This window comes from Microcoleus sp. PH2017_12_PCY_D_A (assembly GCF_020738565.1).
GTDB lineage: Bacteria > Cyanobacteriota > Cyanobacteriia > Cyanobacteriales > Microcoleaceae > Microcoleus.
The window spans coordinates 1-20820 of sequence record NZ_JAEQCI010000100.1 but is presented as its reverse complement, the minus strand read 5'-3'; the positions used below and the strand labels follow the sequence as shown (position 1 = coordinate 20820).

The window sequence follows — 20820 nt, the reverse complement described above, 5'->3', positions numbered from 1 at the left end:
CATGGAGACCAAAGAAACCGGGTTTTTTGCCTGATGGGCGGGCTGCAACGAATAATTTTCGTAAAAAACCCGGTTTCTGACTGCGCTTGCGTCTAGAAGTATCATCTGGAAAGATGCGAGGTGCATGATATAGCACCTCGCATTTGATTAATCTCAGCAGCTTACATCCGGGCGAATAATGTTTCGGCGTAAGCGCGATCGATCAATTGGCGAGCAACTGTCTGAATTCCGGTATGCTCGTAATAATTGGTAGTCATGTCCAAAAATGCGGCGACATAATCCAATTTGTCATCGGTAACATCGACGTATTGCTTGAGATTGCCTAAAACTGTGGCGGGTGTTAAGCCGCGAGATACCACTAAATTGTTCATCCAACCTTGGGCTGAGGCGAATGTTGCTGTCACGAATCCGAATTTTTGTGCATTGTTGGCGCCGGGAATTAGGTTGCTGATGTTTTGGAATGTTGAGTTTTGCTGCAAGGTTGCAGGATTCAATCCACCTAGGGTATTTTGCGCTACTCGAATGAAGTCAGGGCCGAGGGGAATTAAGCCGTCAGCGCATACTAATGCAGCCATCCGCATTAGAGATTCGCTTTTGTATTCTGATAAGTAATTTGTAAAGCTTCCCACGTTGTCAAGGGAAATTTTGTTGAGCTTGCAGAAGACGATGAGCTCGATCGCCACTTTGACGCACAAGTCGATCGTTTGAGTGGTGTCAGCCTTGGGAGTCAGGCGGCTCATAAACGACAGAAAGCCGATTTTTTCGCCGATTTTATTCGCCATAGCCGTCGCGCCTAAGGCACTGTCAGCGCTGTCTGCAAGCTGGTAAAGCTTGACTGCGCCTTGATAGGGCTCGTTGGAGTTGGCGTAAAGCTCGATCGCCCGGGCGCGAATTTTTTGCACTAAAGCGCGATCGGTTTCCCCTGTGAGCGATCGAATAGTATTATCAAAACCAGATAAATTGTTCCATTCTCCCGGAACCACAAAATCCAGGGACTTGAGCATCATCACAGTAATCCCAGAATCCGGCAAATTGTCAACCAATTCCACAATTGACTTGCTCACAACAAACTCCTAAATAACCATATTTGATAGTGTTCTTCCAAATACTCCAACTGCGGCAAATCCGATTCCAGATTTCCCGGTAATATCATGTCCGAAGATTAAGATTGGTTTGTAGTGAGGACTTCCTTCCGCATCCAAGTGAGGACTTCCTTCCGCATCCAAGAAAGGACAGATTGGTTTGTAGTGAGGACTTCCTTCCGCATCCAAGAAAGGACAGATTGGTTTGTAGTGAGGACTTTAGTCCGCATCCAAGAAAGGACTAAAGTCCTCACTACGAACCTTGTAAAGTTTCATTGTCTAAAATCACTAAAAATTACAGATTGGTTAGTAGTGAGGACTCCCTTCCGCATCCAAGAAAGGACAGATTGGTTTGTAGTGATGACTCCCTTCCGCATCCAAGAAAGGACTAAAGTCTTCACTACGAACCTTGTAAAGTTTCATTGTCTAAAATCACTAAAAATTAGCAAAATGTGTTATAATAGGTGGCGCAAAACAAAAAAATATAAAATATGACTGTTGCAGTTAACAAAACTCCGGGATTAGCATCGCGTTTAGTAAATGGCGTACTCTCCATCAAACCTTTGGCCGCTCTAGCCAAGCACCAAGCGCGGGAAATGATGATAAACAGAGCCGAAAAAATCGGAGTGCATTGGCGAGAAGAAGCGCAAGCACTTTTAGAGCGTAATTGGGATGCAGAATTGCTCAGCGTCCAAAATCCCGATCTGGTTTACCCAAAATATTATCTAACTTCATTCCACGCTTATGAAAAAGGTAATATGAGTTGGGAAGCTGCTACAGAAGTTGAAGTTGCAGCCCGTGCAGTTCATGCGGGAATTTGGCCGGAAGCGGGTGCAGAAGGCGATGCTAAACTCCGCGCTAGCTATCACGAAATCGTCAAAGCTCAAATTTCCCAAACACCGCAAGATATTGTGGATTTGGGATGCAGTGTGGGAATGAGTACGTTTGCGCTTGGGGATGTTTATCCGGAAGCAAAGATGACTGGGGTGGATTTGTCGCCTTATTTTTTGTCGGTTGCTCAATACCGTTCTCAACAGCGAGAAGCGGAATTTTCTAATCAAAAATCTCCAATTTGGGTGCACGCTGCTGCTGAATCTACTGGTTTACCTGCGGCTTCTTTTGATTTAGTTTCTATTTGTTTAGTTTGTCACGAACTGCCGGAGAAAGCTTCTAAGGCAGTATTCCGGGAAGCGAGGCGTTTGCTGCGGGCTGGCGGACATTTGACAATTATGGATATGAATCCTCGGTCGGAAGTTTATGCCAAAATGCCTCCTTATATTTTGACTTTGCTCAAGAGTACGGAGCCTTATTTGGATCAGTATTTTGGGTTGAATATTGAGCAGGCTTTGGTTGATTCTGGTTTTGCGGCGCCGACTATTACCTGCAATACTCTCCGACACCGGACTATTGTTGCTGAGGCGATATAGCAGTTTTTAGTTGACTGTATTTGAGATGCTTGGGTAGGACACGGCACTCCCGTGTCCTTACTGTATTTTAGTGCCAAAAATGTTGGCGGTCAATGATGCTCGAAAACTGGATTCGATCGCAAATGTGGTAGAATTAATACTTAGACAGCAGTCTTAGCTAGATCGTGTTGAGAGAACCCTAAATAAAGGATATCATCATGAACCCGACAGCCCCTCCTCAAAAAATTATTGATTGTTTGCAGGTTATTTTGGATGCTACTGCATCGAAAAATTACGAGCTTTTTACTACGGTGGGCGATGCAGGCTACAAAGCGGGAATTACACAAGAAATGTTCGATCATGTTAGCGATGAACTCGGTTCGCGCCTGCAAAACGGATATTCAATTAGTTATTTTGGTGAGTTGACACAAGAGGGTTTTCAGGTTTATTTGTGGAAGCTGAGTTTTGCAGATGGTGGAGATGAATTTGTGGCACGGATGACGATGAATGGAGACAAGGTTGCTGGGATTTTTATCGCTTGATGTCAGCTCCAGGTTGGTAGTGAGGACTTCAGTCCTCATAAAACATAAAACTATGAGGACTGAAGTCCTCACTACGAACTTATTGGCACCATTAAATTTATGTGCTATCGACAAATTAAAGCGCGGTAATTAGGTTTTAATAGAGAGTTGTTGTCATACATAGAATTATGGTACAGGTCAAAATATCCGGCTTGAGAGAGCATCTCGATCCTATTAAGCCTCAACTCTCCGATGTGATTAATTCCTGTGTGATAGATGCACTCCAATATCCGCCTGATAAACGTTCACATCGATTTTTTCTGTTCGACTCCTCTGATTTTTTTTATCCTACAGGGCGCACAGAACGTTACACGATTGTTGAGGTGAGCATGATTGAAGGACGCAGTGTCGAGATGAAAAAGCTGTTGATTCGTTTATTGTTTGAGCGATTGCAGCCCTTTGGAATTTCCACACAGGATTTAGAAATCACGATTTTTGAGAATCCCAAGCATAATTGGGGTTTTCGAGGCTTACCCGGTGACGAGCATCAACTCAACTACAAAATCGAGGTGTAGCCGATCGCTCTTAACTTACCACAAGGCGGGCGATCGGCTAAAAGCTCGATCGACCGCCCTTAGCCTCCCCGCAACTGCTGCACCAAGTGAACTAACTCTGGTAAAATTAGCTTTTCGACAGCTAGTTTCACGCCATTGCTAGATCCGGGAAGAGAAAAGACTAACTTGCCTTGATACACGCCTGCAACCGCGCGAGAGGCGATCGCCCTCGAACCAATTTCTTGATAGCTCAAAAACCGAAATATCTCGCCAAATCCAGGTAAAATCCTGTCGAGCAAACTCTCCATGACATCGTAGGTAGTATCTCGTGGAGAAATACCCGTCCCGCCACTCAAAACGATCGCATCCACATCTTCGCGCTGGGCAAGCGCCTGCATTTGCAATACAATTTTTGCCGCATCATCTTTCACAACAGTGTAAGCTACCACAGAGTGACCTGCATCTTTCAGCAACTTTTTCGTTAACAAACCGCTATTGTCTGTGTCAGCAGAGCGCGTATCGCTAACAGTCATGATAGCGCAATTTACGGTTATTTTAGATAAATCGGGGTGAGGAATTTGCGTCATAGTTTCTTGTCGTAAGTAATCGGCAATCAGCAATCGGCTCTCGGCCAATTACCAATTACCAACTACCAATTACCAACTATCTATTATGCCTTGCTAAATCCTAAGCCGTTTGTTTCCGAGTAGCGTTCCATGAAACGCATAAAGCGTTCCCAGTCAGCGGCACTTTTCATCAGATAAAGAGCTTCCAAACCCGCAGGTTGACCGTTGATGAACTTAGCCTTAACTTCGCGAGTCAGAAGTTCGCCTTCTTCGTCGATCATGTACATTCCAGTAATGTCTTGGGTACTATCGTTGCTGAGAGATTTGGGATTGTCAAAGATAAACGTCGCAGTGCCTTGAGCTCCGCTTTTAGAACGGGTGAGGCGGACTTCGGGTACAGTATCTTCGTCTATACCCCGGGAGAATTGAATTTTAGCCATAATCTGAGAGTGGAACCTTAAAGATTGCTGAATTTCTTAATATTTTTATCATAAAACGATTTGGACACTTGGAAGTCAAGACTTGGGGAGAGGGGGAGAGGGGGAGAGGGGGAGATTGGGAGAGGGGCTATTTTTCAGGTACGTAGTTGGGCTCTCTTCGCTTTTTCCGATATCCCAGAAAGAGCGCTGAAGCGCAACTACGTACCTTTAGACGATGTAGGGAGAGTTAATGGCTTGTGCGCGGTTTGTGGCTACCAGAGTTTGGTAGACGAGGGCGGATATCTCGCCGCGGGTGATGTCGCGGGCGGGGGAAAGCTTGTCGCGGGCGGGATAGTTGACTACGATTTTGCGCTCTGTGGCGGTGGCGATGGAGTCGGTGGAAAAACTGGGAATTAAAGCTCGATCGGCATAAACGCTCAAAGAATTAGGATTGCCGCCTTTAAACTGCAAGCCGTTTACCAATGATACGATCGCCTGAGCTTTAGTCAAATTCTGTTCCGGGCGAAACGTGCTGTCGGGGTATCCAACCAAAAACCCAGCTCGGTTCGCTTTGACGATCGCACTTTGGGCCCAAAAATCCGCCGCCACATCCTTAAAAACCGTTGCTTCACGGCGCGGCGCCAACTCAAACGCCCTCGCCAACAACGCCGCATACTGAGCTCTAGTTAAACTCTCATCAGGTTTAAAAGTGCCGTCGGGAAACCCGTTAACAATATTCATCTTAGCGAGGCGATCGATAAAATCCTTAGCCCAGTGAGTGCTGATATCGCTAAACTTTACACCCCCAGGAGTCGGAGTCGGAGTTGGAGTTGGAGTTGGAGTCGGAGTCGGAGTTGGCGTCACATTTCCCAACTCAAATAAACCTTTTACTCGCGAAGGATTGAGAGTATTTCCCAGGGCAAAAATCTTAGTCGCAGTAGCATTTTGCAAATCAAATTCGCCATTGTTGGCAAAAATATTGGCTCCTAAATCTTGAGCCGTACCAAGATCTGGCAGAGATTTTTCCACCGCAGTCAAACCATCTTCGGTATTTTTTTCAATGCGATTTTTCCGCACAACCGGCTTAGAGCTCCCCGTTAAAACAATACCGGAGCGATTGGCGACAATTTGGTTGTCAACAATCAAAGGAGCCGATTGAGCTTGCAGAGAAATGCCGAAACCAGTATTTTGAAAAACATTGCGCCGCAACACGCCTTGAGCGCTTCCAGCCATAATTACCCCAGCCGCCGAGTTTTCCACAAATTTGTTGTCTAGAATGCCAGGATTAGCAGTACCTGTGGCAAAAACACCTTCACGCTTACAAAGCGTAAAAGTGCAGTTAGCCACAGTAGGAGAAGTTGACTCTATCCAGACTCCGGTGCCGCGAATCTCGAGATTTGTGACAGTTACTCCCCGCAATTCCGCATCTGTTGCTAGCAGTATGGTGATATTTTGACTCGCAGCGGTGGGGCTGACAAATTTGCCGCTTCCTTGAATTAGAGTACCGCTTCCTTTGTTGGCTTCATTGCCGATTACTTTGACTTTTGAGGGAATGTCTAAGGGAAATTGTTCGCCGCTGGCTGCGCTGTAAGTTCCCGCTGCAAGCTGAATAACTGTTCCCGATGCAGCGGATTTGAGCGCGCGGGCGATCGTTTTGAATGGGGCTGATTGGCTGCCGGCTGCTGAATCGCTGCCTGTTTGGGGGTTAACGTAAAGTGTTGCCATGTTTTTGCTGTATGGATGCTGTATGGATAATTTGCGATCGACTTTTAGGCAATTTTCATTCTGTACGAATTTGACTGCGGATATATATTTAGCTTTTATTAGGAAGACAGCCATAGGGGATGACAACCCCAGGGGGATTGCCCCTACAAAATACTTGATTTCTCGTTACCCGAAATAGCAGGTACCCGACTTCTTGAAGAAGTCGAGTACCTGGGTATTAGGCTTTTTCATTCGGATCTAGTCGAGATTCCCTGCCCAAAAACCTTTACCGCTTCAGCCAAATCAGTTTCGCCCATCAAAATGCAGCGTTTTAGCAAATCAATATCCAGGGTTTCCAATCCTGACAATTCACTCTGAATTACTTCTTCATATCCATCTTCGCGGAGGTGATACAACCGCAAAGTACCATCCTCCCAAAACCAGATTTCTGGCACACCCAAAGCCCGATATTTTGGCAACTTGCTCAATCCACCGCTAGTATAAACCACCTCGATCCACAAATCGGGAATCAACTTAGGTTGTCCCAAACAAAAGGATTTGTCGGCTTGGGTTGAAACTTCTCCAGTCTTTTCCTGCGTCATTGAACCAGAAGGATAAAACCTAATGCCTTGCGCCAGCAAAAAAGTTGTCACCAAGTAACCAATGATTTCCGAAAAATTTTCGTGTTGGAATCCCGGCATTATAATTTCGATCGCACCTGCAAAAAAAGACAATTTTACCCCAGGGGAATCTTCGGAGCCCTTCTGGATTAACTTGAATTGCTCCCAGGTGCCGTTGAGCACCACTCGCCCATCGAGAATTTCGCGATCGAGAACTTGTGTCATTGAACCGCACCATCATCTCCTATGGGAATTATAACTGATATCATCTCCGTTCTCAAGAACAGGCTTTCCGGCCTGTTCCACAAATAATTAGTTTTCTTGTGGGGTAGGCCCCTGAGCCCGCCCGCTTCAACTCAAGAGGTTAATTTGGCAATGCAAGATGTTTGCAAAACTACTAAAACTTGATTCTCAAAAACCGCACAATTCGTCATTGCTTGTGCTAAAATAGGAACTTTCCCTTGTTTGAGATAAAGTATAGCTTCCGGTGTAGAATCAAAGTCTTCGATCCAGCCGTAATCCTCTACATATTTAAGAGTTAAGGCATTGCGATCGAGCATCCAAAAATCAATTCCATAAATGTTAATGAAGTTTTGCAATACAGCCCGATCGCCCGTATATTGAGCGCGAATCAAATCGTTAATCCGCCGCAAAAATCGGCTGTAGTAGCCTTTCTGATACGGCACGGCATATTCCTTTCCCACCAAAACCGAACGCTGGCTGAAGGTTGGCAGATAATCGGCTTCTGGGGCAATCGAAGCAATCACAATATCTTGAGGTTGTTGCTGAAAAAATTTGTACAAACCGGGCATTTTACCTTCTACATAGCCGACTGTGGGAAATTTTTCAACTAAGCAGGGATAAAGCACAACGGCGATCGCAATTATCACCATTGTAATTAGTGCAACTAGATTTTTTGACTTGAATTTTGTTTCAGTTTTTGATGCCCAGTTACCGACGCCATCGATAATTAACGTCAGGGCGATCGCACTTGCGATCGCAACAATAAAGCGCAAGCTGTACGCAGTATAGCGTCCAGGCTGATACAGCTTAAAAACGGTAGCGTGAGCCGCCAAAAACATCGCCAAGGATGCTAAAAATAGCTGAAGCAACAGCCAAATTTTGGTTTGAATCTGGTTTGCTAACGGAAAAGCCGATCGCCAAAACAACAGCAGCGGTAAAAACAGCCCCACACAGTGAGTTACAGGCGTAAACAGCGACTTGGGAAACATCCCGCTACCCCTACCAGTCAGCCAATAATCTACGGGATTTGGACGAAAAAAAGCATTTCTGCCGTCGGCTGCAAATACGCCCATTTGCTTCGCTTCTGCTGCGGTATAAGTCGGGCCAAATTCCGATTTATCCAAGGCGTAGGGCAGCATTACTAAAAAGATTAGTCCCAAACCGGTAGTGCAAAATAGGTAATTTGTGCGATCGCCCGACAAGCGCAAACGGCCGTTTTCCCAGCTTAGCAGGCGCAAAACTAACACGCCAGCAGCAACTAAGGCGTAGGGAGGGTAGAATAATCCAATTAGGGCGATCGCTCCCAAACAGGGCAGCAACGAACTCCGCGACAAATAATATAAAAAACCGAGAAATATCGGATAGATAAAAGCTCTGGGCGTTGTGGAAGCCAAATCGTCTGTCATCCACATATGCTGATTTAGCAGCAAAGAAGCGATAAATCCAGTCAGCGGCACTGGCAGCATTTCCAAGCAAAGCCCAAAACAGTAATAGGTGGAGATTAAGCCGAGAAATAGCGGCAATATTTTGTGAAAAAATAGCGGGTGAATGCCGATGGTTGCTGCTAATTTGTAGAGAGTGCTGTATCCGGCGGGGGCGACTGATTGAAAGTAATTAGCAATGAAATCGTTGGGGAACAATTGGCGATCGACAAACCGCATCATCCAGAAAACGTGCTGCCTCGCATCGTCTTGCACCACATACTCGGCGCTGAAGGCTTGAGCAATTCCCAAAACACCATAAACTGCGGCAAATGTCAAGCTCAGCATCAACCAGAATATTGCGTGCGATCGGGATTTTTCATCCACAGTCGCAGTCAGAAACTTGTGCAAGCGAGCAATTAATACCATTTGAGATTTGAGATTTGAGATTTGAGATTGGGAAAGACTGATTTTCAAAAGTACAATTATATCATGCCCGGTCAATTACCCCCAGGGCTGTTTCATTCTCGCGAAACCCGCCAGGGACTTAAGTCCCTGGCTAATAGCTAAAGTCCTCTGAAGAGGACTAATCATTTCTTCAGTCAAGAAAGAGAGGACTTTAGCTTTGAGACAGGGGTTTCAACCCCTGTCGGACTGGGGCTTTCATAGAATGAAACAGCCCTGCAATTACCCCTAATTAAAAGTGTTTGTAGTGAGGACTTCAGTCCTCAGAAAGAAGGACTAAAGTCCTCACTACAAACGGCCTGCAATTTTTAAACGAATTCGATAAAGACTTTTACTTCCGGTAATGTAAAGCGTTTTGTAATCTCTGTCTCCCCAAGCCAAATTAGTCGCAGTTTCCGGCACAGAAATTTTCCCCAAAAGTTTGCCATCCGGCGAAAAAATCCAGACTCCCCCGGGCCCGGTGCTGTAAACATTCCCTTCTACATCAACTTTTAAACCGTCGGGAACTCCGCTTTTACTCGCATCTTTTAGCTCAGCAAAACCCTGCTGATTTGTCACAGTTCCGTCCGGTTTGACATCAAAAATAGCAATGTATCCCGCTTCCGAATTGTTGACATAAAGTTTTTGCTCGTCCGGTGAAAAAGCGATGCCGTTAGGCAGCACCAAATCCTTAACCAGCAAAGTCAATTTACCGTCTGCTGCGAGCCGATAAACACCGTAAAAACCCAATTCTTCCTGCTCTTTATTAATACCGTAGGGCGGATCTGTAAAATAAATACTGCCGTCGGATTTCACAACCAAATCGTTGGGGCTGTTGAGTTTTTTGCCCTCGTATCTATCCGCCAATGCGATAACCTTGCCGTCTTTTTCGGTGCGGGATACGCGCCGATTTTCGTGTTCGGCAGTAATTAAGCGGTTTTGTTTGTCTAAAGTATTTCCGTTGGCTTTTCCCGAAGGGCGGCGAAATATTTCAACTTTCCCATTTGAGGCGAATTTATAAATAGTATTGGCGGGAATGTCACTGAACAGCAAAAAGCCGTCTGGATGCCAAATCGGGCCTTCTAGAAATTGGAAATCTCGTGCTACTTTTTCTAGTTTTGCGGTGCGATCGATAATAGATTGCAAAGTCTTTGTCTCCTCCCTATTTTCCGTTTGGGCGGCAAAATTTGTTAAGTTACGCCTGATTTTGTGGCTGGCGCTGCTTGCCGCTAAAGTTAATCCGATCGACAACAAAATGATTGTAGCAATTTTGACTGTCATGTTTGCGAGCTTAATGGCATTGGTTGAGAGCGGTATTGAAATCGATCGTACCGCATTTATATAGCCTTTATCAATTTTTGTGAGGGATGCGGGGGAGCAATTACCAGATATTTTGTAAAAGTGTCCCTCCTAGGACGATCGCGCGCGCATTCAATATTTATTGCGATCGGCATTTCAAGTTTTGAAGCATTTAGGCAAGGCATTACTAGCTCATAAGTTAATGTCGATCGTTGTCAGAGAGTGCCAGCAGTTGAGGCTCTAATTCTTTAAGCGTCATGGCAAACAATGGAATTGTGACTACTAATTATTCTATCTAATTTATATCTCTATAGTCCGCGCACCATCCGGACATCGTTTGTCTAGCCGCGGTTTCAACCGCCGAGTCTTATAGCGGCATATTGTGATCGCCGAATTACTGCGGCCGAATCCCCTTGAGAAACTCCGTCCTTGCCTCAATTATTGAAGGCATCAAAACGCAGCGTACCAGCAATTCTAAATCCAACTCCGGCAAAAACTCACTTCTTGAAACTTGCACATAATCATCGTCGCGCAGCCGATAGACAGCCAACTGATTATTTTCCCAAAACCAAACTTCTGGGATGCGAAGTCGCAGATATTTAGTTAGTTTATTTGTGCTACCGCTAGAAATCGTCACTTCCACGGCTAAATCGGGATGCTCTTTCCTTGAACCTATATAATAAGACTCATCAGGTTCAAAGGATACGTCTTTTGCCTGGTTTCTGCGAGTTGCACTCCCTACAGGAATGAAATTAATCCCTTTCTCAAAAAAGTAAAGTCCTATAAATATAGCCAAAACACTTTTGATCTGTTCGTGGTCTTCGCCTAGTGTCATAAACTCCACACACCCATCTAAATAAGTTATTCGCAAGCCTGGGGCATCTTCTATTAAGGTTTGTAGCGCCTCAAATTGCTCCCAAGTATAATAACCTGGTAAGGTAAAGCGTTCTTCTTTAACAATTGTTATTAGTTCTGAAACTTGTACGGCCATGGGCGTAATGCTCCGAATAAAAATCAGTAGCCCTGCCTTAGTATAACTTAAATAGGGACTATTAATCAAAGTTAATTTGACGGTTAAATATTACGGCGATGATTCTGGGCGATCGCATATTGCCTCAGTACAGGTGAAATTGTGTAAAAATTTGCTTGTTGTTCAATCAAGCAGCGCCGCGATAGAGATTGCAGCGCATTTACCAAGTCTGATGCGGGAATTCGGCTATTATCTAGCAATTGGGTGAGGTTAATTGTATCGCTTGCTTTCGCCAACAAGGAGAGGACTTGTTTTTCTAGTTCGGATAGGCGATCGCACTGCTGCTGTAAAACATCTTTCAAATCTTCCGGCAACAATATGGTATCATCTGGTAATAACTCTGTCACGCATCCGCCCAACTCTTGGATCAGAGTGGCGACGCTTTTTAACCAGGAGGGATTGCCTTGGTAGCGGTGAATCAGTGCTGAGCAGTTGTCGATGTCTGCTAATCCATAATCTCTGAGTATTTCCCGTGCGGCTGCGATATCTAAACCTTTGAGTTGTAAGGTGTTAATGTGTGTATTTTGGTTTTTAATTTGAGTAACTTCTCTGGGTTGTTCCCAACCGATTAGTAGGAAGCAACTTTGATGGGATATTTTTTCTATTTTTTTGAATAAAGAGCGATATTCTTCGTGTTCTGGTTTATATTTTCCTGCTAATTGGCCGCTGCTGAACAAATTGTGAAGGTCATCTAAGACTACTAAGCAGCGATGTTTTTGTAAATATTTAATTAGGGGTAATGCTTTCTGGTTAGTTGTCGGTGAATCTTGCTTTTGGGAGTGGGAGAAAAACTCGATTAAGTTGGCTTCAAATTCCGGGAGTGTGGGGGATGTGTCGAGGTTGCACCAAATGACGTATTCAAACTCGTCTTTGATTTGTTGGACGAGTTGTACTGCTAGTGTGGTTTTGCCGATGCCGCTCATGCCGGTGATGGTTGTGAGGGGGTTGTTTTGTTGTAGAATCGAGGTTGTGAGGGTTTTGAGTGCGGAAGTGCGATCGTAGAAAGCACCTAATTGTGGCATCTGGCTTAAATCTTGATGCGAGGTTTCTTGATTTTGTGGGTGTGAGTTTGGTATGTTTGGCGGGTGTCTAGCTTCTCCACAGATGTTGAAGCTATCAATTGCTACAACATCTTTTTCAAAACTACCAATCGCTATAGCCTCTTTGTTAAAGTTAGAGACATTTGAAAATATAAACCTTCCCATTGTAGATCGTAAATTTGTTTTACTTACTTCTTCCCCTAATCCTTCTGAGAGAATTTGCCATAATTTTGATCCAACATCCCTAACATAACTCTCGTTACAGTGACTCTCCTCGGCAATTTTGGTGTATTTCTCACTTTGCATGGTTCCCCGCAGAATCGCCTCTTGTAAGTCATCAAGATGCTTACCAGTTTGGGCAAATACCATCTCATCAGCCATTTGTAACACTTCCTTAAGATTCATGCGGCATCGCAGATGTTGTGATTTTCCGTATTATACCTAACTTTTTCCAACATTTTCTGGCATTTGCCAACATTTTTCGATTTGCGAGTTTGAATGGGAGACAAAATTGCCAACAAAATTGAACATTTTTGAGTCGGCAAAGCTTTAATTTATCAAGGATAATGAAAAAAATATAACTATGTGGTAGTTTCCACGATGAATCTTAACATATATTTTGCCAGTTATTGTGTTACAAAATCGGGAGTAACAAAATAGATGAATTGGTATGAAAATCCTACAATTGCGGCAATCCTTGGTGGGGTTGGTGGCTCGGTTATAACGGCAGGAGTATCCATGTGGATAGCAAAAAAAACAAGTCAAGTGAGACGAGTTGATTGCATTATTAACGATGCTTCCTCATTATTGTCTTTTTCAGATACAATTCGCACTAAATTAGAGATAAAATATTCAGGAGAACAGGCAAGCTCTGTGTTTCTGTTCAATCTTGAAGTATTTAATTCTGGTAATCAAGCAGTTGGAAATCAACCATGTTTGATACGGTTGGATGATAAGGCAAAGATTATTGGTTACAGTATAAAGACTCAGCCGGCAGTGGGTTTTGGGGAAATTAGCAAATCACAGAGTCAGCATAGCCTCGATCTAAGCATTCAGTTATTGAATCCAGGAGATCGTATTTACCTTCAGTTAATATCTGTAAATAACGCATCTGATCGGATTGACGTGTACATGAAAAATGCGAATGTTATCTGTCGTTCATATACCCGTCAAGCCGCAGAAAGAGCAATTTTAGGAACTCTTAATAAAACAGTTGACCCAACGCTTATGTTATTAGCTATCATACGCTCAGTTCCATTCTTCGGGGGGATCGCAGAGCCTTTGATGATGATTATGCTGACGGAGCGGTTTGAAAAGGCATTGCGTGAAAGAAAGTAGTGCGATCGCCCACCAAGCATATTCGCTTAACCCTCCTGTCACTCCAACCTCCGTTTCCACTGACAATCCGATCCATTTCCACCATCTCAAAGGGCGATGATTGCACACAGGGGCGTGAAGCGTAGCTATCCTGTAGGGATCTCGTCCCAGCAAAAAAGTGCGATCGCGCCTACAGAAATATAGAATATTGCCTAACTGAGTGTTTGTAGCACCGAATTACCTGTAAGATTGGCATCAACTGTAGCTAATGTTAACCCATAGTAAATAGCTGTGGCGGCAATAAATCGGTCTCCGGGGTCTTGATGGGGTAGTGCAATCTCGCGACTTAAAATGGCAATGGCATGATTCATTGGGGCTTCACGAGTTTCCAAAGTTTTTAAAGCTAAATTAACCCATGTAACCGGATATGGCTGTAAAGATATCCGTCCTTTTTCTGCAAGGATGAGCGTCTCCCAAATGCTAATTGGACTCAACCAAAGTTCAGTATTAGGATCGGAAATGGCCGTTTGAAGTTGGAGCGATAGGCGTTCGTTGCCGAGTAAATACCAAAGCCAAATATGGGTATCGAGTAAAATTTTCATTCTAAAACCTCCCAGGGTTGGGCGACAGGAGCAATTAAATCTCCTAATATTTCACCGCTTCCTTTCATTGTGCCAAATGCGGGGCGTTGGGTTTCGGTAGTGGCAGGATAGATAATCACTAATGGTTTTCCTTCATGGATGATGGTGAGGGGGGTTTTGGTACGTTCGACCTCTATAAATAGAGTCTGGAGGGTTTGGGGTAATTCAGTCGTGGTAATTTGTATCATTTTTCGACCGTAAATAGTTTTTGATAGTTGATATCCGAGCCTGAGCCATCAGCAATCCTTCTTTTAAAGCATTTTAATCTCTCATAATCCTCCTAATAACTCTATTATACAAGTTAGCTAGTGTGTCAATACTTTATCCCATAGCTTGCTCTGACGGGCGTAGGCGAAGCCGACCTTTGGCATCGCCCCACCAAGCATATTCCCTTAACCCTCCTGTCACTCCAACCTCCGTTTCCACTGACAATCCGATCGATTTCCACCATCTCAAAGGGCGATGATTGCACACAGGGGCGTGAAGCGTAGCTATCCTGTAGGGCGATCGCCCTTTCTGACATATATTGCTTAATTTGACACTAATCCTCTAGTCCTTAACCCTGACTTAAAAGGACTGAAGTCCTCACTACGAACCAGGTTTGTAGTAAGGACTTCAGTCCTTTCAAATCTTAAGCTGGAAATTACAGAAATAGAACTGCAATACCGATCGCGATCGCACAAATCCCCATCACAAAAGACCAGAAACGGTGATAACTGTTAACCGCCGTTCCGCTATCGCTTTCAAGCTGAATCAAATCCATCCAAGGCGCCACACCCCGGCGGAACCAACCCAAAGCACTAACATCCATCCCGATCAAACTTTTAACCCGTTTCATCCCAAAAAGGAAATTACCAATCGGCCCAAAACGAGAAGCGTAGCGCAGATAAATCATCCCCGTTCTGTCTTGCAATTTCAGATCGGAACCAAACGCATAACCCGCATCACCGCGACCAATTAATTCGCCTTGCAGTTTCGCAGGTTGACCGCGCAAAGGACTTGCATAAGGGTCAGACATTAAAGTTAAAACATCCAACTCTTCGGCTTGTGCGTAATTCGGAAACATCACCAAAGCTTTGACTAAAATTCCCGCGCCCAAACCGATTAAAGGACAAGCAACCATCATCATCGGGTTCGCAGCCGAGAGGGAAATGCCGATCGCAAAACCCACCGCCAACCCCAAAGTTTCCGCACTGTACAGCAGCAAATCGAAAAAGAAATTTCCGTACAATTTCCGCTTGCTCAAATTGCGGCCTTCGCCCACAATCCGTCCCATATCAAACTCAATATCCAAGCCTAATTGTTCTGCATAGGTGCTCAAAGCGCGAACTCGCTTACCAGTCAGCGGGTGAGTCGAATTCAATTCCATCCACCAACCCCACGGATTAAACATATCCCACAGAAACACTCGCCCAATTTTTTCGGGTTCCGACGAAATCCGGTAAGCAGTACCGCTAGATGCCGCAGCTTTGGCATCGTAAATGCCCAAAGCGCGAGTTCCTTCTAACAAGCGGCTGGGTTCCGTTGCTCTTTGTCCTTCTTCCAAAATACCGTAAGCAATTTTTACCAAAGCGCGCGATAAAGCGTTGGGGTTCCCGGTAGTTTCGGCGGCAAAATGGTCGGCAAAATATTCTCGCGTCCGCGACAAATACAGCAACAAATAAGTGCCGGCGATGTAAAACAAATAAGCAACAGCAGCTACAGTACCGGCCGCATCTTTTGCTTTGTCTCCCCCGCTGCGACCGAGCCTTTGAGCTGTAGTATAAATTAAGTAAGTAATTTGTACCAAAGTCGAAGCTAAAGTCATTACTGCAAAGTCCCAGTGGACGATGTGACCGAGTTCGTGGGCGTAAACAGTGGCAATTTCATCGTCGTCTAAATAGGTGAAAAGACCTTGACTGACGACTAAGCGAGCGCTGTTAGGAAAGGAACCGTAAGTAAAAGCTGTGGGGTTTTGGTCGTCGATAATTCCTAAACGCGGCTGAGTGAGGTTTTTCTGTTTGCAAACCTTCTGAATAACTTTTGCTGTTTCGGGACTCAGGCTTTCTATTTCTGCTAGGGAAACCCAGCGGGTATTGTAGAGCCAATTTTGGGTTAAGTCCATCAAGTAAGGCGATAGGAAAAAAGCTGCGATGTTAAAAATCAGGGTTATGGGAAGTGCGATCGCCAATCCGGCCACTGGATCGGGACTGTTGATAATGAAAACTGTGGCTAAGGATAGCGCCAACACCATACCGCATAGCAGGATGATGGTGACGCCGGAAGCTAAAACGAGATTTCCACCAGTTTTCTGGATCAGTTTAATGCCGGCTTTGGGCGATCGCCCTGCCTTGCGTAAAGGAGCTTGAGATGACATAATAATCTCCTAAGGTTATTGACAAATGGTAATCACCGTGGGATTTTATCTATACTTCACTGTTTTAACCTGTAATTGCGGAGCGCGGTAAAGGGTCTCAACAAAAATATATAATTTCCTGTAAATTGTTAAGATTGAAAACCGCCCGCCGAATTAATTTCGTGGAATTCAATTCCCACCTCAAAACCCAAAAATCAAAACTCTTTAAAACTTACTGCTATGTCGATTATTGAAATTGCCCAAAAAACCCGCCAAGCTGCTAGGAAATTGGCAGTTTTGTCCGCCGATGCCAAAAATCAAGCTATTGAAGCGATTGCTAAGGCTTTAGAAGCTTCTGCGCCGGACATTTTGGCGGCGAATGCGGCCGATCGCCAAGCTGCTGAGGCGGATGGAATTGCCAAACCGCTGTACGATCGCCTGAAGTTGGATGAAGTAAAGTTGAAAAGTGCGATCGCGGGCGTGCGAGATGTTGCCAAACTCCCCGATCCGATTGGTGCCGTCCAAATCCACCGCGAATTGGATGCAGGATTAATTCTGAAGCGCGTTACCTGTCCTTTAGGCGTTTTAGGCATTATTTTTGAAGCGCGCCCAGAAGCCTTAATTCAGATAGTATCCTTGGCAATCAAATCCGGCAACGGCGTCATTCTCAAAGGCGGGAAAGAAGCCGTCCGTTCCTGCGAAATATTGACAAAAGTCATCCACCAAGCATTAGCAGAAACCGCAGTGAATCCCGCCGCCGTGCAGTTGCTCACCACCCGAGAAGAAACCATCGAACTGCTAAAAATGGATGAATATGTAGATTTGATTATTCCCAGAGGTTCTAATTCCTTCGTGCGGTTCGTGCAGGAAAATACCCGAATTCCCGTCCTGGGACACGCCGACGGAATTTGTCATTTGTACGCAGACAAAGCAGCGGACATTCAGAAAGCAGTAGAGATTTCGGTCGATGCCAAAACTCAGTATCCGGCCGCTTGCAATGCCATTGAAACCTTGTTAGTTCACAGGGATATTGCCCATAATTTCCTGCCCGCTGTCGCCCAAGCTTTGCAGCAAAAAAAAGTCGAACTGCGGGGAGACGAACCAACTCGCACCATCTTGGATATTGCCGAAGCAAATGAGGAAGATTGGTCTACAGAATACAGCGATTTGATTTTGTCAATCAAAATAGTAGATTCTGTAGAAGAAGCAGTTAATCACATCAATACTTACGGTTCCCGACACACAGATGCAATTGTTACCGAAGACAGCGAAGCCGCCGAAACATTTTTAAATGGAGTAGATGCGGCCGGAGTTTATCACAATTGTTCGACTCGATTTTCTGACGGTTTCCGCTACGGTTTCGGCGCAGAAGTGGGGATTAGCACGCAGCAAATGCCGCCTCGCGGGCCGGTTGGTTTAGAAGGTTTGATTACTTATAAGTATCGAGTCGTTGGAGATGGCCATATTGCCGCGAGTTATGTGGGGCAAGATGCGAAGGGGTTTACTCATCGGGAGTTGTAGAATAGAAAAGTGCGATCGTTCTGTTTATAAGCGAGAAGAACGATCGCAATGCAGTCAAAAAAATATAATTTGAATGCAAACGTAGGATTGCTATATCCGTGAAACTGATGTTTGGGCTGACGATGACTACTGCCAAGTCTTAATCAATCTCAAAAATGCTATACTTGGAGCGATCGAACAAGCACACCCCGATTATGAGCCAACAATGGCTGAAGTAGTCCAGGAAGTTTTGGAGAAATCCGGCGAACGTCATCCAATGACACACGATGATTTTTGTAAATGGCTAAGCACCATTTCGGATTAATTGAGCGTAACTAAATATGTGATTTTCAACCCACCAGCTTAACTTCTATTGCTAACAATAAGTTCCAGATTGATTTCCCCTGTAAATAAAAATAAATTTGATTAGTCTGAGTATTTTAATATAGCTTTTGCTTTCTTTCCCTCGCTCTTCTTGAAAATATCTGCGTTAATCTGCGTTAATCTGCTTGAAATCAGCGGTCGATCAATCAAAGATTTATGCAATTCAAATCTAATATACGATCGCCCTCGCATTCAACCAAACCTAGCTACAATAAGCTATACTGTGCTCCGCGACTCCCCAAATCGAACAATCCGCCCTGGTTTATGTCCAACCCCTCCCCCCTCGCCCCAGGTTCCACCCTCGAAAAACGCTACCGCATCATCCGCGAATTAGGCCGCGGCGGCTTCGGGCGCACTTACCTCGCAGAAGATATCAACCGCTACGGCGAACAATGCGTGCTCAAAGAGTTTTCCCCGGTGGTTCAAAGCCCAAAAGCCGCCGAATTGTTCGATCGCGAAGCGAGTATGCTTTACCACCTCCAACACCCGCAAATCCCCCGCTTTCGAGAACTGCTGCGAACCGATTTAGACGGAAATCCATCTTTATTTTTAGTTCAAGACTACATCCCCGGTCAAACTTACGAAGAAATACTTATATCCCGCCAGCAGCAAGGTAAAAATTTTACCGAACCCGAAGTTACTCAACTGCTATTTCAGCTTTTACCAGTTTTAGAATACATCCATTCCCGCAATTTAATTCACCGCGATGTTTCGCCCGACAACATCATTCAGCACAGTGTTGACAAATTACCGTTTTTAATTGATTTCGGTTCAGTCAAGCAAATCGCAGCAACGGCCGTATTTCAGTTTAGCGGACAACCTGCAACGGCGATCGGCAAACAAGGTTATTCGCCCCCAGAACAAATGCGACACGGAAAAGTTACTCCCGCTAGCGATTTGTATGCTTTAGCCGTCACCGCCTTGGTGCTGCTAAGCGGCAAAAAGCCTCAAAAACTGTACGATGTTAATCAGAAAACTTGGGATTGGCGATCGCACGTCACCGTCAGTCAAAACCTCGGGACTGTGTTGGATAAGATGCTAGCAGAACCACCGGGCGATCGCTACGGGTCTGCAAAAGAAGTCCGCCAAGCCCTCAAAGATCCAAAATTATCCCAAATTGGCAACATCATCTCCCAAATGGTGACGGTGAACTTTGTCGGGCGCCCCTTCAAACACACCACTCAAACGGCTACCAACAACACTCCTCCTGTTGTGCAAAACAATCAAGTAGTTAACAGCAACACCAGCAAATTTAAGTTAATTCCTTGGAAAAGCCTAGCGAGTTTAAGCGTAGTTTTATTGCCGGGAATTCTAGCCTTTAGTGCGATAAAATCTGGTTTTACTCTCCCAAAGTTACCTGAAATGCCCAAATTTCCAAAACTCCAGCCACTTCCAAATCCGTCTTTGGATGCAGAAATCGCGCGTCAAGAAAAGATTGGCAAGCGCCGCAAAAATCTTAATATTGAGCCGGATATTTTTTATCATAAAGTAGATGAATTATTTTACAATAAATATCCAGAATTACAAGGTCGCACCTTGACAGAAAAGCCAGAAGATGCGGGCATGAGAAATAAATGGTGTCAGGTTGCTGAGGATTTTCTGGACAGGTTGGAGAAGGGAGAGCAGCTTTGATATTTAAGATAGAATAAGAGTGATTTAACCACAGAGGGCGCAGAGGGCGCAGAGGGGAGAAAGGAAGAGAGGGAAGAGAAGGAGAACTTTATCTGGTTTAATACAAATTAGTATAGGCAATGCACTTTTAGTTTATTTCACAATGGATTGTATTCAACTTACAGGTATTCGCTGCTACGGCTACACGGGCTATTTGCCGGAAGAGCAAGTGTTGGGACAGCGGTTTGAGGTGGATGTCACTCTCTGGCTAGATTTGTCGAAAGCTGGCAAAAGTGATGATATTGAACATACTCTGGATTACCGGAGTGCCATTACTCTGATTCAAGAGTTAGTCAAAAACTCGAAGTTTTTATTGATCGAACGGTTAGCAGATGCGATCGCCCAAGCGCTTTTAGAACTGCCTTTACTCGAAAAAGTCAAAGTACAGCTCTCAAAACCGGCCGCTCCCATCCCCGACTTCGGCGGCAGAATTACTCTCGAAATTACTAGAACCAAAGACAGTAATTAACTGGTTGCGAGTAAGGACACGCAGTGCCGCTCCCTACAAATATAATTTGAGTTTGCTGACGCGCGCAGACCTCAGAAACCCGGTTTCTTGCGTAATTTATCGTTCCTCGTCGCAAAAGTCGTAGAAACCGGGTTTCTAGCCCCATGGGTAATCC

19 protein-coding genes are annotated in these 20820 nt (G+C 44.8%); 7 read left to right on the top strand and 12 right to left on the bottom strand.

Annotated features, from left to right (window positions below; genetic code table 11):
* Window positions 1-161 precede the first annotated feature (161 nt).
* Window positions 162-1064 (bottom strand): hypothetical protein, encoded by a 903-nt coding sequence (locus tag JGK39_RS25260; protein WP_293259078.1) that lies wholly within the window; start codon window positions 1062-1064, stop codon window positions 162-164.
* A gap of 509 nt (window positions 1065-1573) precedes the next feature.
* Here JGK39_RS25260 and JGK39_RS25255 point away from each other — a divergent pair.
* The 3 genes from JGK39_RS25255 (at window position 1574) to JGK39_RS25245 (ending at window position 3584) form a co-directional block, all read left to right on the top strand.
* A complete protein-coding gene (locus JGK39_RS25255) occupies window positions 1574-2509 on the top strand; it encodes a class I SAM-dependent methyltransferase (RefSeq protein WP_293259076.1) in 936 nt (311 codons plus the stop codon).
* Window positions 2510-2706: 197 nt separating this feature from the next.
* Window positions 2707-3030, top strand: coding sequence for a hypothetical protein (locus tag JGK39_RS25250; RefSeq protein ID WP_293259074.1), 324 nt, complete (start codon window positions 2707-2709; stop codon window positions 3028-3030).
* A gap of 167 nt (window positions 3031-3197) precedes the next feature.
* Complete coding sequence (locus JGK39_RS25245; protein ID WP_293259072.1) at window positions 3198-3584, top strand: tautomerase family protein; 387 nt, start codon at window positions 3198-3200, stop codon at window positions 3582-3584.
* A 59-nt stretch (window positions 3585-3643) separates the two neighbouring features.
* Here the strand turns inward: JGK39_RS25245 and JGK39_RS25240 are convergent, their stop codons facing one another.
* The 8 genes from JGK39_RS25240 to JGK39_RS25205 form a co-directional block, all read right to left on the bottom strand.
* On the bottom strand, window positions 3644-4150 hold the full coding sequence (locus JGK39_RS25240; protein ID WP_293259070.1) for a molybdenum cofactor biosynthesis protein B: 507 nt from the start codon (window positions 4148-4150) through the stop codon (window positions 3644-3646).
* 83 nt (window positions 4151-4233) lie between these two features.
* The gene (gene psb28, locus JGK39_RS25235) at window positions 4234-4569 is read right to left on the bottom strand and encodes a photosystem II reaction center protein Psb28 (protein ID WP_293259068.1); all 336 of its coding nucleotides are present in this window, start codon (window positions 4567-4569) and stop codon (window positions 4234-4236) included.
* Window positions 4570-4776: 207 nt separating this feature from the next.
* Window positions 4777-6387, bottom strand: coding sequence for a DUF1565 domain-containing protein (locus JGK39_RS25230; protein WP_293259066.1), 1611 nt, complete (start codon window positions 6385-6387; stop codon window positions 4777-4779).
* Between the two features lie 113 nt (window positions 6388-6500).
* Entirely contained in the window at window positions 6501-7097 is a 597-nt protein-coding gene (locus JGK39_RS25225; protein WP_293259064.1) for a Uma2 family endonuclease, read from the bottom strand.
* A 131-nt stretch (window positions 7098-7228) separates the two neighbouring features.
* Entirely contained in the window at window positions 7229-8965 is a 1737-nt protein-coding gene (locus tag JGK39_RS25220; RefSeq protein ID WP_293259062.1) for a hypothetical protein, read from the bottom strand.
* A 324-nt stretch (window positions 8966-9289) separates the two neighbouring features.
* Entirely contained in the window at window positions 9290-10261 is a 972-nt protein-coding gene (locus JGK39_RS25215) for an SMP-30/gluconolactonase/LRE family protein (RefSeq protein WP_293259060.1), read from the bottom strand.
* Window positions 10262-10673: 412 nt separating this feature from the next.
* Window positions 10674-11270, bottom strand: coding sequence for a Uma2 family endonuclease (locus tag JGK39_RS25210; protein ID WP_293259058.1), 597 nt, complete (start codon window positions 11268-11270; stop codon window positions 10674-10676).
* An 83-nt stretch (window positions 11271-11353) separates the two neighbouring features.
* Window positions 11354-12754: an NB-ARC domain-containing protein gene (locus JGK39_RS25205; RefSeq protein WP_293297728.1), complete on the bottom strand. Its 1401-nt coding sequence runs from the start codon at window positions 12752-12754 to the stop codon at window positions 11354-11356.
* 255 nt (window positions 12755-13009) lie between these two features.
* On the opposite strand from JGK39_RS25205, the gene JGK39_RS25200 reads away from it, so the two are divergent.
* On the top strand, window positions 13010-13687 hold the full coding sequence (locus tag JGK39_RS25200) for a hypothetical protein (RefSeq protein ID WP_293297731.1): 678 nt from the start codon (window positions 13010-13012) through the stop codon (window positions 13685-13687).
* Between the two features lie 191 nt (window positions 13688-13878).
* Here JGK39_RS25200 and JGK39_RS25195 read toward each other — a convergent pair whose 3' ends face one another.
* The 3 genes from JGK39_RS25195 to JGK39_RS25185 all read right to left on the bottom strand — a co-directional run bounded on the left by JGK39_RS25195 (window position 13879) and on the right by JGK39_RS25185 (window position 16663).
* Window positions 13879-14268, bottom strand: a complete 390-nt coding sequence (locus JGK39_RS25195) for a type II toxin-antitoxin system VapC family toxin (protein WP_293297733.1) — start codon at window positions 14266-14268, stop codon at window positions 13879-13881.
* Window positions 14265-14495, bottom strand: coding sequence for a type II toxin-antitoxin system Phd/YefM family antitoxin (locus tag JGK39_RS25190; protein ID WP_293259050.1), 231 nt, complete (start codon window positions 14493-14495; stop codon window positions 14265-14267). The genes JGK39_RS25195 and JGK39_RS25190 overlap by 4 nt, the downstream gene beginning before the upstream one ends.
* 455 nt (window positions 14496-14950) lie before the next feature.
* Complete coding sequence (locus JGK39_RS25185; RefSeq protein WP_293297737.1) at window positions 14951-16663, bottom strand: zinc metalloprotease HtpX; 1713 nt, start codon at window positions 16661-16663, stop codon at window positions 14951-14953.
* Window positions 16664-16882: 219 nt separating this feature from the next.
* Between JGK39_RS25185 and JGK39_RS25180 the strand changes: the two genes are divergently transcribed.
* From JGK39_RS25180 to folB, 3 genes are all read left to right on the top strand, one after another.
* Window positions 16883-18163, top strand: coding sequence for a glutamate-5-semialdehyde dehydrogenase (locus JGK39_RS25180; protein ID WP_293259046.1), 1281 nt, complete (start codon window positions 16883-16885; stop codon window positions 18161-18163).
* A gap of 627 nt (window positions 18164-18790) precedes the next feature.
* Window positions 18791-20158, top strand: coding sequence for a serine/threonine-protein kinase (locus tag JGK39_RS25175; protein ID WP_293259044.1), 1368 nt, complete (start codon window positions 18791-18793; stop codon window positions 20156-20158).
* 142 nt (window positions 20159-20300) lie between these two features.
* On the top strand, window positions 20301-20666 hold the full coding sequence (folB, locus tag JGK39_RS25170; RefSeq protein WP_293259042.1) for a dihydroneopterin aldolase: 366 nt from the start codon (window positions 20301-20303) through the stop codon (window positions 20664-20666).
* Window positions 20667-20820 lie beyond the last annotated feature (154 nt).

Bases quoted from the DNA above. Each gene is read 5' to 3' on its own strand.
- JGK39_RS25230 (WP_293259066.1), bottom strand. From the start codon at position 6,387: ATGGCTGTCTTCCTAATAAAAGCTAAATATATATCCGCAGTCAAATTC.
- JGK39_RS25215 (WP_293259060.1), bottom strand. From the start codon at position 10,261: ATGACAGTCAAAATTGCTACAATCATTTTGTTGTCGATCGGATTAACT.
- JGK39_RS25190 (WP_293259050.1), bottom strand. From the start codon at position 14,495: ATGATACAAATTACCACGACTGAATTACCCCAAACCCTCCAGACTCTA.
- JGK39_RS25255 (WP_293259076.1), top strand. From the start codon at position 1,574: ATGACTGTTGCAGTTAACAAAACTCCGGGATTAGCATCGCGTTTAGTA.
- JGK39_RS25220 (WP_293259062.1), bottom strand. From the start codon at position 8,965: ATGGTATTAATTGCTCGCTTGCACAAGTTTCTGACTGCGACTGTGGAT.
- folB (WP_293259042.1), top strand. From the start codon at position 20,301: ATGGATTGTATTCAACTTACAGGTATTCGCTGCTACGGCTACACGGGC.
- JGK39_RS25210 (WP_293259058.1), bottom strand. From the start codon at position 11,270: ATGGCCGTACAAGTTTCAGAACTAATAACAATTGTTAAAGAAGAACGC.
- JGK39_RS25180 (WP_293259046.1), top strand. From the start codon at position 16,883: ATGTCGATTATTGAAATTGCCCAAAAAACCCGCCAAGCTGCTAGGAAA.
- JGK39_RS25250 (WP_293259074.1), top strand. From the start codon at position 2,707: ATGAACCCGACAGCCCCTCCTCAAAAAATTATTGATTGTTTGCAGGTT.
- JGK39_RS25225 (WP_293259064.1), bottom strand. From the start codon at position 7,097: ATGACACAAGTTCTCGATCGCGAAATTCTCGATGGGCGAGTGGTGCTC.
- JGK39_RS25175 (WP_293259044.1), top strand. From the start codon at position 18,791: ATGTCCAACCCCTCCCCCCTCGCCCCAGGTTCCACCCTCGAAAAACGC.
- JGK39_RS25205 (WP_293297728.1), bottom strand. From the start codon at position 12,754: ATGAATCTTAAGGAAGTGTTACAAATGGCTGATGAGATGGTATTTGCC.
- JGK39_RS25185 (WP_293297737.1), bottom strand. From the start codon at position 16,663: ATGTCATCTCAAGCTCCTTTACGCAAGGCAGGGCGATCGCCCAAAGCC.
- JGK39_RS25240 (WP_293259070.1), bottom strand. From the start codon at position 4,150: ATGACGCAAATTCCTCACCCCGATTTATCTAAAATAACCGTAAATTGC.
- JGK39_RS25200 (WP_293297731.1), top strand. From the start codon at position 13,010: ATGAATTGGTATGAAAATCCTACAATTGCGGCAATCCTTGGTGGGGTT.
- JGK39_RS25195 (WP_293297733.1), bottom strand. From the start codon at position 14,268: ATGAAAATTTTACTCGATACCCATATTTGGCTTTGGTATTTACTCGGC.
- psb28 (WP_293259068.1), bottom strand. From the start codon at position 4,569: ATGGCTAAAATTCAATTCTCCCGGGGTATAGACGAAGATACTGTACCC.
- JGK39_RS25245 (WP_293259072.1), top strand. From the start codon at position 3,198: ATGGTACAGGTCAAAATATCCGGCTTGAGAGAGCATCTCGATCCTATT.